Source organism: Pararhodobacter sp. SW119 (assembly GCF_017811755.1).
Lineage (GTDB): Bacteria > Pseudomonadota > Alphaproteobacteria > Rhodobacterales > Rhodobacteraceae > Pararhodobacter.
Genome location: NZ_JADDJF010000014.1, coordinates 20,030 through 33,092, shown reverse-complemented (window position 1 = coordinate 33,092; position 13,063 = coordinate 20,030). Strand labels below are relative to the sequence as shown.

The following is a 13,063-nucleotide window of genomic DNA, read 5'->3' as shown; positions in this document are numbered from 1 at the left end:
CTTGTGAGACGCTGAGTGCATGCTAAGGTGACCTTCGGGCCAGGAACGGACGCGGGAATGGAGCTGATCGATCAGGGGATTCTGGACGCGGGCGCGGGCCTGATCGGGCAGATCGAGATCTTTGTTCGTTCGATGCTGCTACCCTGGCGGCTCTATCAGTTGGCGATCCTCGGGGTGCTGTTCGCGGTCGCGCATCTGCTGGGGCTGGCGGCGCGCCACCGGCTGGAGGCTTGGGTGCGCAGCCGCGAGGGCTGGCCGAAATGGCGGCTGCGACTTGCGGTCATCGTGTCGAGTCGGATGCGCGGCGCGATCTTCGTGCTGCTGGCCTGGCTCGTCTGGGCGGTCATGCAGCAGGTCACCTGGCCGTCGCGCAGTTTTCTCATCGGCCTCTGGGCGACGATCGCGACCGCCTGGGTGGCGGTGGGATTTGCGGCGCAATTCATCCGCAACCGGCCGCTGCGCCGCGCGATCACCTGGTTGGCCTGGACATACATCGCGCTGCATTACCTCGGCTTCCTCGACGGGGCGGCGGCGTTTCTCGACTCGATCGCGGTCACCTTCGACGATTTCCGCCTTTCTGCACTTGGGGTGCTGAAAGGTCTGATCGTAACCGGCATCCTGCTGTTCGTCGCACGCGCGCTGACGCAGGCGTTGATCCGCCGCATCACGACGAATGAGGATTTTTCGCCCTCGATGCGGGTCCTTTCGGTCAAGGCCGTGCAACTGAGCTTCTTCGGCATCGCGATCGTCATCGGCCTGCGCGCCATCGGATTCGACCTGACGGGCCTTGCGGTCCTGTCCGGCGCGATCGGGCTGGGCATCGGTTTCGGCTTGCAGAAGGTGGTGTCGAACCTTGTGTCGGGTGTCATCATCCTGCTGGACAAGTCGATCAAGCCGGGCGACGTCATCAGCCTGGGCGAAACGTTCGGCTGGATCAACGAGTTGGGGGCGCGATACGTCTCGGTCGTCACGCGCGACGGACGCGAATACCTGATTCCGAACGAGGATCTGGTCACGGGGCAGGTGGTCAACTGGTCGCATTCGGACGAATTTGTACGCATCGACCTGCACTTCGGCACTTCCTATGCCGACGATCCGCATCAGGTGCGCCGGATCGCGGTCGAAGCGGCAACCGGCGTGCCGCGCGTCCTGGCCGACCGCGAGGTGCGGTGCCACATCACCGATTTCGGAGACAGCGCGATCAATTTCGTGCTGCGTTTCTGGATCCGCGACGCGCACGAGGGCTTGGCCGGCGTGCGCGGCGCGGTCTACCTGGCGCTCTGGGACGCCTTCCAGGCGCATGGGATCACCATTCCTTTCCCGCAGCGCGAACTGCGCGTGCTGGATTCAACGGTGAAGGTCGAAAGCGCCGGCGTCGCGGCACGCCAAGCGTCGGGCGGCGCCCCGGAGCCCGGCTGACAGGGCACTTGCACGCTTGACGCAGGGGGCGCTTTCGGGGATCGTTTCCCCGCCTGGCCCCTTGCATCCGCGAGCGACAAGGGTTATCCCGCCCTCCGACGCACCCGTAGCTCAGCTGGATAGAGCACCAGACTACGAATCTGGGGGTCAGGAGTTCGAATCTCTTCGGGTGCGCCATCTTTCCACGGATCGGTGTTCTGGATTGGCGGCGATGTCGTCTCAGGCGATGCGCCGACGCTAGAAGATCGGCTTCGCTGGTATTCCCGACATGCATCCAAGGCGTTTTGCGGATCATGCCGCCGGGTCCTTGCCCGCGCTTGCGGGTTATATGCGCGAGCGGGTGGGGTGGTTAAGAAAAGCTTGCCGTGGCGCGTCCGGGGTTTCGGCCGGGGCGGGCATGAGAGGCCTTATGCGGCTGATATTGCGAGATTTGTGCCTGCCAGAAAGTGGCTGGCAGGCGTATGGCAAGCGTATGGCAAGCGTATGGCAGTTTCGAGCGGTGCGGCCATGAATCGTCAAGGTTTCGCGCTTGGGGCGGCGAGCCCCCCGGCGGTTGCGGGCCGCGGCGGCCGGGCGCCGGAACAGGGGCGTGTCGCGTAAGCGGAAGCGCGCGCTGGTATCTTCGGTGGCCCTGACCGCACCCGTCCCGTGGAAGCGAAATCCGAGTCGGTTCTGGCGGATGGTCACGCGGAAGTCGGGCGGGCGAGCGCTATGATCTGTCGGTGACTGCGCGCAACCTTGATTGCAGATTGTCGATGCAGGGTGCGCCGGCCTCTGCCGCCTTGGCTTCGAAGGTTCTGTAAATGCTCAGAACCTCGCGCCCGGCCGGGGTCAGTATCGCGCCGCCGCCGCGCCGGCCGCCGCGCGTGCTTTCGACCAGCGGGTCACGGAACATCGCGTTGAGGGTGCCGACGAGTTCCCAGGCGCGTTTGTAGCTCATGCCCATTTCGCGCCCCGCCGCTGCGATTGACCCGCACCGGTCGATGCCTTCCAGCAATTCGGCCTTGCCCGGACCGATCATCTCGTCCTCGCCGAAGGCGATCCGTATCCGCAGTCGGGGGCGTGGAAAATTCCGAGGCATGCCGCGATGTTCCTGCGAACGCGCGCGAAACACAAGATGCCAGACGGCGCGGGTTGGCGCACGGGACGGTGCCTCCGAGGGCGGGTTCGGGGGGCCCCGTGAGAGATGGCCTTCGATCCGGCGCCTCGACGAAGTTTTGGCCGCGGTGCACGCATTCTGATGGAACCTACGTCGCCGCTTGCTTCCTGCTGTCGGTAAGAGGGCCCTTAGGAAGGTCCTGACGATCGTTCGAACCCGAGGGCTTGAAACTGCCCGAATACCCGGGTTCAACGTGACCGCAGAAATCCGTTCTACCGCGCAGCGTTCGTCGCGTCGTCGCGTTCTAGCATGAAGGGCCACAAATCATGAACTCCCCCGATCCCTCGGATCAGCCCTATTGGTGGACGACCCAGGCGCTGCCGGAACTCCCTGAAGCAACCCCTCCGGGGCGCGTGGACGTCGCGATTGTCGGCGCGGGCTATACCGGGCTTTCGGCGGCGATAACTCTGGCGCGCGCCGGGCAGAGCGTGGCGGTGCTCGACCGCATGCGGCCCGGCGAAGGGGCGTCGACGCGAAACGGGGGCATCACCAGCGGCAACCTGCGCCTGAGCCTTGCGCAGATGACGCGGCGGTTCGGACCGGAAAGGGCGCAGGCGATCCTCGAGGAAAGCCGCTTTGCGCGCGAGGATCTCTACCGCTTCCTGAGCGAGGAGAAGCTGGAGTGCGATTTCGCGCTGACCGGGCGCTTCGGCGGGGCGCTGACACCGGCGGATGCCGACAGGCTGGCGCGTGATGCCGACGCGTTGCGCGAGCGTTTCGGGATCGAGGCCCATCCGGTCAGTCGCGCCGAGGTCCGCGCCTATATCGGGACGGATCTGTATTGCGGCGGCAACGTCCGAATGGATATCGGCGGGCTCAATCCCGCGAAGCTGCATGCCGGGATGCTGCGTTTGGCCCTGGACACGGGGGCGACGGTGCATCCGCGGACGGCTGTACAGGGGCTGGAGCAGCGCGGCGACGGGCACGTCCTGGCCACCAGCAGGGGTCAGGTCACGGCGCGGCATGTCATGATGGGCACCAATGGCTACACCGATGGCGCCGACAGATGGCTGCGGCGTCGGCTGGTACCGGTGCGCAGCCGGATCATCGCGACGGCAGAACTGCCTGCCGATATGATGCAGCGCCTGGTTCCGAAACGGATGATGTTGGGCGATACGCGCAAGCTGAGCTACTATTATCGACCGAGCCCGGACGGACGGCGCATTCTTTTCGGCGGGCGAGACGGGGCGACCTCGGGTGATCCCGGCTGGTCCACCGCCCATCTGCGGCGCGAACTGGTGCGAATCTGGCCCGAACTGTCGGACGTTCCGATTTCGCACAGCTGGTACGGGCATGTCGCGATGAACCGCGACATGGTGCCCCGCATCTTTTCGCATTCGGGCCGGCGCTATGCGACCGGGTATTGCGGGTCCGGGGTGGTCTGGGCGCGGTGGGCGGGCCAGAAGGTGGCCTGGCAGATCCTGGGCGGCGACGCCGGAGAAAGCGCGCTGGATTTTCGCGCGCCGGCTGCCGTGCCGTTCTTCAATGGATATGCGTGGTTCATGCCGGGCGTCTACGCATGGCTTTCCGCACAGGACAGGTTCCGGCTGGGCAGCGGCGCCCGCAGGACCGGAACGGCGGGGTGAGCGGATGCAGCGCATGAGCGACGCGATGTCCCTGCCCATCGATCATTTCGTGATCCCGGTGCGGGATCTGCAGGCGGCGCGCGACGCGTGGATCGGCGCGGGGTTTGTCGCGTCGCCGATTTCGTATCACGACTCCGGCCTGGGGACGGCCAACAGCTGCATCGTGTTCGAGAACAGCTACATCGAACTGATGGGCGTGGTGGAGCCGACCGAGGCGAATGCGGGGTGGCGGGCGTTGCGCGACGCGGGGCCGGGGCTGCGCGGCGTCGCGCTGCGCAGCGACGGCATCGAGGCCAGCGCCGAGGCCCTGTCGCGACACGGGCTTGCGCACGATCCGATCCGTCGGTTCGCGCGGCGCGTCGGGTCGGATGAATTGCGGTTCTCGGTCATTCGCATCGCCCGAAGCGAAACGCCGGGCCTGCTGTGCCTGTTCTGCCAGCACCACACGCCCGAGCTGTTCTGGACGCCCGCGGCGCTGGCGCATCCCAACGGGGCGCGGCGTATCGTCGGCGCGGCGTTGCCGGGCATCGCGGCGTTGCGGCCCTTGGCGACGGCCGAGCCGGCAGATATTTCGGTCGAGGAGGGGGCGGATCGGTTGCGCCTGCTTTTCGCGTCGAACGGCGTGGGGGTCGAGACTGACGCTCTGGCGGGAAGTTGCGGGCTGGTCCTGAAGGCGGTTGCGGGATGAGCGAATGGCCGCAAGAGCCGCCCGCCGCGCTTTGGCGCGAGTTGTCGCGAGAGCGGTTCTCGGCCCCGGCGCTTGTCGGCGATCGGATCAGCGATGTGGCGGTCATCGGGGCCGGGATCTCGGGCCTTTGCACGGCGCTGGAGCTTGCGCGCCGTGGGCGTAGTGTGACGGTGCTTGAAGCCGCGACGGTGGGTGCGGGCGCTTCAGGCCGGGCCAACGGGCAGGTGATCTCCGCCCTGACGCGGCACGGCCCGGAAGCGATCGTCGAGGCTTTGGGCGAACGGTTCCTGCGCCTTCTGTCCGGCGCGGCGGATCGGCTGTTCGATCTGGTCCGGCGTCACGACATCGATTGCGACGCGGTGCAGGCCGGCTGGTTGCAACCGGCCCACAGTCCCGGCCGTCTGCGCCGCGTGCAGGGGCTGGCCCGGCAATGGGCGCAGGCGGGGGTGCCCGCCGCCGCGCTTGATGCGCCCGAGATGGCGGCGCGGCTGGGCACCTCGGTCTATCCGGGCGGATGGGAGAATTCGCAGGGTGGGCATATCAATCCCTATGCCTTCACGCTGGGTCTGGCGCGGGCGGCGACCGGTGCCGGGGTGGTCGTGCACGAGCAGAGCCCGGCCTTGCGTCTGACGCGGAGCGCGTCGGGGTGGCAGGTCGATACGCCCGAGGGCCGGGTTCTGGCGCGGAAGGTGGTCTTGGCGACCGCGGCGCATACCGGCGACCTCTGGCCCGGGTTGCGCAGGTCGATCGTGCCGGTGACCTCGTACCAGGCGGCGACCGCGCCGCTGGGTGCGCGCGGGGCGGCGATCCTGCCGCAGGGGCACGCCTTTTCGGACACGCGGTTCGATTTGCACTACATGCGCAAGGATCGCGACGGCAGGCTGGTGTCGGGCGGGGCGCTGGCGGTCCAGGCTTTGGCGGGGCGGCGGTTGCCGGCGCGGGTGCGGCAGCGGATCGCCGATACGTTTCCGGATCTGGGCGCGATTGATGTGCCGTATTTCTGGGCGGGGCGCATCGCGATGACGGTCGACCGGCTGCCGCATCTGCACCGCACGCCCGACGGGCTGGTGACGTGGATCGGGTGCAACGGACGGGGTCTGGCACTCGCCTGCGCGATGGCCGAGGTCGTGGCGGATGCGGTCTGCGACGTGCCGGACGCCGAGTTGGCACTGGCGCCGGTTCCGGTGCCGCGCGTGCCGTTCCATCCCATCGTGTCGCGCACAGCCCGGCTGATCTTGCCGTGGTACCGCTGGTGCGACTCGCGGGACGTGGCCGCGGGCTGACCGGGCGGGTCGCGGTCCACGCGTGGACTTATCTTCAGATCATTGATTCGGAACGGAAAAGATTTTTCTGTTAACCGGATTTTAACCTGGTTTGCAGGCGCTGTCGTGGCAGCGTCGGTGCCCTTTGCCGGCAGGCGGGGAGGCCCGGCGCGCGGTTGCGATTCTGTCGTTCGGGGCCCGCGCGGCCGGGAGTTTCCGGCGGGAACTGCCTGTTTCAAGGGCGGTCGCGGCGGGCTTGGGCGCGAAAATCGTCGGTGGATGCTGAGGATCGAGGCGTTTCGTGACGCGGCGTCACTTGGGGCCGCGAAACGTGTTGACTTGTGCCCAGTTCCTGACATTCTGAACTCATGTCAGAACAAAGTTCACATATATGAACGAAGTCAAGTCAGCCGCGCGGGTTCTGGAGCTGCTCGAACTGCTGTCGATGCAGGCCGAGCCGACGCGTTTCGTGACGATCGTCAAGGAATTGGGTTATCCCAAGAGCAGCGCGCACGCGCTGCTCAACACGCTGGTCGAACGCGGCTACGTGATGCGCGACAAGAGCGACCACTATGAGCTGGTCGCGGCGTTCCGCGACGGCTTCAACTGGGTCGGCGGGTTCGAGACGCTACTGAAGCGGCACGCCATGCCGATCATGACGGCCGCGCGCGACGAATCCGGCGAGACGCTGTTTCTCTGCGTGCGCGACAAGAACCTCGATGCGAAGCATGTCCACAAGGTCGTGAGCACGCACCCGATCCGTTACGACAGCGGCAGCCGGGCAACCGTACCGGCCTATGCGTCGGTCATGGGGCGCGTGCTTCTGGCCTATTCCGAACCCGCAGAGATCGATGTCTATTTCGCGCGCACCGAATTGCGTCAGATCACGCCCCTGACCCTGACCGACGAGCAGGCGATCCGCCGGACGCTCGAGTCTATTCGGGAGCGGGGCTACGGGACGATCGAGGAAGAATACGCGCTGGGCGGCTGCGGTATTGCCGCGCCGGTGCGCGACCGGACCGGCAAGGTGATCGCCGTGCTCGACATCGCGACGGTGGCCCAGCGCTACGCGCTCAGGAAAGACGAGATGCTGTCTTGCGTCCTCAAGGCCGCGGCGGAGTTGAGCGCGCGGCTTGGATATCAACCCGAAGAGAACCAGGGGAACTGAATGGCCTACCGCGTTGGCGTGGATATTGGCGGGACTTTTGCGGATTTCTGCGCCTTCGACGAGGAAAGCGGACAAATCGAGACTGTAAAGGTCCTGTCCACCCCGGATACTCCCGGTCAGGAAGTGATCGACGGGCTGCGCGCGCTGGAGGAGCGGGTCGGAATTGCGCCTTCGCAGATCTCCTACTTCACGCATGGCACGACGGTCGGGATCAATTCGATCATCATGCGCAAGGGGATCCGGCTGTGCCTGCTGACCACCGAGCATTTCAGCGATGTGCTGGAACTCGCGCGGCTGAAGATGCCCGATCCCTATGACCTTTTCTCGGTCCGACCCGAGCCTCTGGTGACGCGCGACCGGGTATTCGGCGTGCGCGAACGGCTGCGCGCGGATGGAAGCGTCGACGAGCCGCTGGATCTGGACAGCCTGCGCGATGCCATCGCACGGGTGCGCATGGTCGGGGGCGAAGGCATCGTGATTTCATTCCTGCATTCCTATCGCAACCCGCAGCACGAGGCGGAGGCGGCGGCGTATATCGCCGAGATCGCGCCGGAACTGCACGTCTATTGCTCGCACCAGATCCGGCCGATCATCCGCGAGTACGAGCGCACCTCGACCGCGGTGATCCACGGCTATGTGCAGCCGCGCGTCGCCGGCTACCTGGACGCGCTGCAGGGCGCATTGCGCCGGATCGGGGTCACGCCCGAGGCGATGATCACCAAATCGAACGGCGGCGTGATGTCGGCGGAACTGGGCAAGACCGCCTGCGTCGACATGCTGCTGTCGGGGACCGCGGCGGGGGTCATGGGGGCGGCCTATGTCGCCCGGCTGGCCGGGGCGGACAAGGTGCTGAGCCTCGATATCGGGGGCACCAGCGCGGATGTCGCCATCATCCAGGACGGCGCGCCGGGCTTCGGCACCGCCGAATACATCGGTGATTTCCCGATCTTCGTGCCCACGGTTTCGGTGACGTCGATCGGCGAGGGCGGCGGCTCCATCGCGCGGATCGACGGTGCCGGGCTGTTGCGCGTCGGTCCCGAAAGCGCGGGCTCGACCCCCGGGCCGGCCGCCTACGGGCGCGGCGGCGTCGAAGCGACGATCACCGATGCCTTCGTGGCGCTGGGTCTGATCGACCTGGGCGCGGTCGGTTACGGGATGGTCAGCATCGACCGTGGCAAGGCGGTCGAGGCGATCCGTCCACTGGCCGAGAAGCTGGGCCGCAGCGTCGAGGAAACAGCCGAAGGGATCATCGGCATCGCCGTTTCGGGGATGTACCGCGAGGTCAGCAAGCTCTGTTCGCGGCGGGGCATCGGCGAGCAGGAATTCACCCTCATGGCCTTTGGCGGCGGGGGGCCGATGATGGGCTGTTTCCTCGCGCGCGAGCTGGGCATGACTGAGGTGATCGTGCCGCCGGTGCCGGGGGTGCTGTCGGCGTTGGGCGGGCTGACCGCGGATATCCGCAACGATTTCACCTCGACCGCGTATTTCGATCTGGCGCCGGAAAATATTTCGCGCATCCGCGAAACGGTGGCGGAGCTGTCGACGCGGGCGTTGGAGTGGATCGTCGAGGCGCAGAAATATAGTGGCCAGCCGGTGCTGATGCCCTCGGCCGAGATGCGCTATCGCGGGCAGAGCTTCGAGATTGAGGTGGCGCTGGATCCCGAGGCCTTGGCGGCGGGCGATCTGGCGGCAATTACCCGCGCGTTCTACGATGAGCATATGCGCCTCTACGGGCATGCCGACGACGGCGCGCCAATCCAGATCATCGCGATCAACATGGTGGTGACCGGACATTCGGCCAAGCCGAGCCTGCCGGAAAGCGAGGTCCACGACCGCGAGGTGGCGCCGTCGCGGATGATGGATGTCTATCTGGACGGACGGCCGCAGCAGATCGGCCTTTACGCGCGCGAGATGCTGACGCCGGGGGCGCGACCGCGCTGTCCCTGCGTCATCGCGCAGAACGACACCACGACCATTGTTCCCGAAGGGTTCACCGGCCGGGTGGATGCGTTCGGAAACCTGATCCTGACCCGCGGAGACCGCCATGCGCATTGATCCCGTCACCCTCAAGGTTCTGGAGAACCACGCGCAGGCTGTCGCCGAGAGCATGGCCTACACGCTGTTCCGGACCGCGCATTCGACCTTCGTGAAGGAGACCGAGGATTTCACCACCGGGCTGGTCACGCCGCAGGGCATGACCTTTGCCAGCCCGCGCGATCTGGGGGCGACCTGGTTCATCGGGCTTGATTATGCCGGGGCCATAAGCCTGATCGACAATTACGAAGAGGGCGACATCTGCGTCACCAACGACCCCTATAGCGGGTTCGTCTGTACCCATACGCCGGACATGCACATCTGGAAGCCGATCTTCTGGGAAGGCGAGATCATCGCCTTCGCGGTCGGCCATATCCACAATACCGACATGGGCGGCGCGGTGCCGGCCTCGCTGTCGCGGGCGAATACCGAGGTCCATCAGGAGGGCATCCGGTTCAAGCCGACGAAGCTTTACACCGGGGGCGTGCTGAACAGCCAGCTGGTCGAGACGATGATGCTGAACGTGCGCATGCCGGATCAGAACTGGGGCGACCTGAAGGCGCAGATCGCGGCGGTGAACACCGGCGAGCGGAAGGTCCACGAGATGATCCGCAAGTTCGGCGTCGATGTCGTCCGCGACGGAATCCAGGATCTGCTGGACGTGGGCGAGGCGCGCGCGCGGCAGGTCATCGCGGGGCTCAAGGACGGGGATTACCGGTTCGTCGACTACTTGGACGAGGACGGGCCGAACGGCCTGCCGGTGCGGCTGGAAGTGACCCTGCGCGTCAAGGGCGACCGGGCGGAGATGGATTTCACCGGCTCGGACCCGCAGCTGCAGTCGGCGCTGAACATGCCGACGGGGGGCAACCCGCGGCATATCCTGCTGATGGTTGGCTATAATTACTGCATCTACACGCTGGACCCGAGCGTGCCGCTGAATGGCGGTATCCTGCGGGCGGTCGACTGCGTCGTGCCCGAGGGGACGATCCTGAACCCGCAGGCGCCGGCCGCGGTGGGCATGCGATCGCTGACCTGCAACCGGCTTCAGGGGCTGGTCATGGGCGCGTTCCATGCCGCGGCGCGCGACCGGCTGCCGGTCGGGCCGGCGGGGGGCGGTGGCATCGTCAACGTGAAGACCTTCGACAACCGCACCGGCAAGATCGCCATGGCCTCGATCGATCCGGTCGTGGGCGGCGCGGGCGGGTCGGCCTTTGGCGATGGCTCGGACGGGTCGGGGGCGAACAGCTCGTTCCTGAAGAACACGCCGGTCGAGATCAACGAGGTCGAGGTGCCGATCAAGCTGCGCCGCTACGGACTGGTCAGCGACAGCGGCGGGGCGGGCTGGGCGCGCGGCGGGCTTGCCACCGTGCTGGAGGTCGAGGTCTTCGCGCCCGACAGTGTGGTGACCGCACGAAACCGCGACCGCTCGATCTTTGCCGCCTGGGGTGGCAGCGGGGGCAAGGCCGGGCAGACGTCGAGCTTTACGCGCAAGACGGCGACGGGCGAGGTCTTCGATCTGGGCAATACCGATGTGATCGTGCTGGATCCGGGCGATGTCTTCACGCTGACATCCGGCGGCGGGGCGGGCTATGGCGATCCGCTGACCCGGCCGGTCGAGCTTGTCGCGCAGGACGTGGCGCGCGGCACGGTTGGCGTCGCGGCGGCGGAGGCGGAATACGGCGTCGTCATTCGGGATGGCGCGGTCGATACCGCCGCGACCGAGGCGCTGCGCGCCGCGCGACCGGCGGCGGATACCGACGCGGTCTATTCCTACAACGGAAGCCGGATCGAGTTCGAGTCGGTCTGGACCGACGCGAACTACGCCGCGCTGACCGAGGCACTGGCGGCGGTCCCGGTGAACTGGCGCCATTTCGTCAAGCGCAGCGTCTTCAAGCACGTTGCCGCCCTGCCGGAGAGCGACCGGCGCGGCGATGGCAGCGAAGTGCGCGCGGCGCTTTCGACGGTGCTGGAACGGCTGCCGAACCAGCCCCGCAAGTTGCCCGAGGCTGCGGAATGATCGCACTCGACTTCACGGGCCAGAAGGTCGTGGTCACCGGTGCCGCGCGCGGGATCGGCACCGGGATCGTCGGCGCCTTTCTGGACGCGGGGGCCGCGGTCACCGCCGTCGACATTCTGGGCGACGGGCTGGCTGAACTATCGGAGGCCCACGACGGTGCCACGCTGCGTTGCCTGACGCTGGATCTGGCGGACGAGGGGGCGGTGCAGTCGGCGATGGCGCAGATGGCGCCCGATGTGATCGTCCATGCCGCGGGAGGCGTGCGCGGCCAGAAGCCGCGACCGATCGAGGAGATCAGCGACGACGACTGGATGCAGATCTACGAGGGGAACGTGTTATCGGCGCTGCATGTGCTGCGCAGCGCGATTCCGGGGATGAAGGCGCGGGGCAGGGGGCGGATCGTCACCATCTCCTCGGGGGCGGGGCTGCGGCCGAGCCTGACCGGCATCCAGGCCTATTGTTCTGCCAAGCATGGGCTTATCGGCCTGACCCGGCAGCTGGCGCTGGAACTGGGGCCTTTTGGGATCACCTGCAACTCGATCGCGCCCGGTTTCCTGCGCACCAGCCCCGACTACGAGCGTCAATGGCAATCCTACGGCGCCGAAGGGCAGAAGCGCATGGTCGAGGGCATCGCCATGCGCCGGCTGGGCGAGCCGCAGGATATTGCCGCGGCGGCGCTTTTCCTGGCGTCGCAACATGCGGGCTGGATCACCGGGCAGGTGCTGCCGGTGACCGGCCACCCGTTTCCGTAGCCCACCCCTTCCGATCCCGGAGCAGCCGAAAGGATATCGAATGACGGACGAGCAGAACCCCTGGGAATGGAGCGAGGCGGAATGGCGGGCCAAGGTCGAGCGCGTGCGCGCCGGCCGCAGCTACCGCCCGTCTAGCTGGCCCGGCGGGGCGCGGTGCGCGGTCGGGCTGTCGTTCGACGTGGATCACGAAACCAATGAGTTGCGCGACGGCGGCAAGTCGATTGGCGCCATGAGCCGCGGGCAGTACGGCAACCGGCAGGGGATTCCGCGGATCATGGCGCTGATGCGCAAGCACGATATCCGCACCAGTTGCTATGTGCCGGCGGTGGTGGCGATGCTGTACCCGGACGAGGTGCGCGGGTTCGTCGCCGACGGGCACGAGGTCGGCATTCACGGCTGGATCCACGAGCGCAACTCGATCCTGCCGCCGGTCGTCGAACGCGACCTGCAGATGCGATCGGCCGACACGCTGGAGCAGATCGCCGGGGTCCGTCCGGTCGGCATCCGCACGCCGTCCTGGGATTTTTCGGACATCACGCTGGAGATCACGCGCGACATGGGGCTGGCCTATGACAGCTCGCTCATGGCCGATGTCGACTGTCATGAACTGCTGCTCGACGGGCAGGAGACGGGCGTCGTCGAATTGCCGGTGGAATGGATCCGCGACGATGCGGTCTATTTCAACATGAACCGGTTCTCGGCTTTGCGCCCCTACACGCCACCGGAGGCTGTCTTCGACATCTTCTGTCGCGAATTCGAGAGCGCCTATGCCGAAGGGGGCATCTTCCAGTTGACGATGCATCCGCATGTCATCGGCTACCGCTCGCGCATGTGGATCCTGGAGGCGCTGATCGAGCGCATCAAGGACAAGGGCGACGTGTGGTTCGCGACCCACGCGGAAATTGCCGCGCATGCGCGCGCCAATGGAGACTGACCTGGAAGTCGTGTCCGCACGGCGTTCCAACAAAGAACAAGAAA

The 13,063-nt window shown here is 66.7% G+C and carries 10 protein-coding genes and 1 tRNA gene; 10 read left to right on the top strand and 1 reads right to left on the bottom strand.

Annotated features, from left to right (window positions below; translation table 11 throughout):
• Positions 1-57 precede the first annotated feature (57 nt).
• Entirely contained in the window at positions 58-1,419 is a 1,362-nt protein-coding gene (locus IM708_RS10320) for a mechanosensitive ion channel domain-containing protein (protein WP_209426440.1), read from the top strand.
• Positions 1,420-1,519: 100 nt separating this feature from the next.
• Positions 1,520-1,596, top strand: a tRNA-Arg gene (locus IM708_RS10315).
• Positions 1,597-2,128: 532 nt separating this feature from the next.
• Here IM708_RS10315 and IM708_RS10310 read toward each other — a convergent pair.
• Complete coding sequence (locus tag IM708_RS10310; protein WP_209426439.1) at positions 2,129-2,500, bottom strand: LysR family transcriptional regulator; 372 nt, start codon at positions 2,498-2,500, stop codon at positions 2,129-2,131.
• Positions 2,501-2,844: 344 nt separating this feature from the next.
• On the opposite strand from IM708_RS10310, the gene IM708_RS10305 reads away from it, so the two are divergent.
• The 8 genes from IM708_RS10305 (at position 2,845) to IM708_RS10270 (ending at position 13,019) form a co-directional block, all read left to right on the top strand.
• Entirely contained in the window at positions 2,845-4,164 is a 1,320-nt protein-coding gene (locus tag IM708_RS10305; protein ID WP_209426438.1) for an FAD-binding oxidoreductase, read from the top strand.
• 13 nt (positions 4,165-4,177) lie between these two features.
• Positions 4,178-4,852: a VOC family protein gene (locus IM708_RS10300; RefSeq protein ID WP_209426437.1), complete on the top strand. Its 675-nt coding sequence runs from the start codon at positions 4,178-4,180 to the stop codon at positions 4,850-4,852.
• A complete protein-coding gene (locus tag IM708_RS10295; RefSeq protein WP_209426436.1) occupies positions 4,849-6,135 on the top strand; it encodes an FAD-binding oxidoreductase in 1,287 nt (428 codons plus the stop codon). The genes IM708_RS10300 and IM708_RS10295 overlap by 4 nt, the downstream gene beginning before the upstream one ends.
• 370 nt (positions 6,136-6,505) lie before the next feature.
• Positions 6,506-7,282 carry an IclR family transcriptional regulator gene (locus IM708_RS10290; protein ID WP_209426435.1) on the top strand — a complete coding sequence of 259 codons (777 nt, stop codon included), beginning with the start codon at positions 6,506-6,508 and terminating at the stop codon, positions 7,280-7,282.
• Positions 7,283-9,337: a hydantoinase/oxoprolinase family protein gene (locus tag IM708_RS10285; protein WP_209426434.1), complete on the top strand. Its 2,055-nt coding sequence runs from the start codon at positions 7,283-7,285 to the stop codon at positions 9,335-9,337.
• Positions 9,327-11,333, top strand: a complete 2,007-nt coding sequence (locus IM708_RS10280) for a hydantoinase B/oxoprolinase family protein (RefSeq protein WP_209426433.1) — start codon at positions 9,327-9,329, stop codon at positions 11,331-11,333. Before IM708_RS10285 ends, IM708_RS10280 begins: the two co-directional genes overlap by 11 nt.
• A complete protein-coding gene (locus IM708_RS10275; protein WP_245243108.1) occupies positions 11,330-12,085 on the top strand; it encodes an SDR family NAD(P)-dependent oxidoreductase in 756 nt (251 codons plus the stop codon). Before IM708_RS10280 ends, IM708_RS10275 begins: the two co-directional genes overlap by 4 nt.
• Before the next feature lie 40 nt (positions 12,086-12,125).
• Positions 12,126-13,019, top strand: a complete 894-nt coding sequence (locus IM708_RS10270; protein WP_209426432.1) for a polysaccharide deacetylase — start codon at positions 12,126-12,128, stop codon at positions 13,017-13,019.
• Positions 13,020-13,063: the final 44 nt, after the last annotated feature.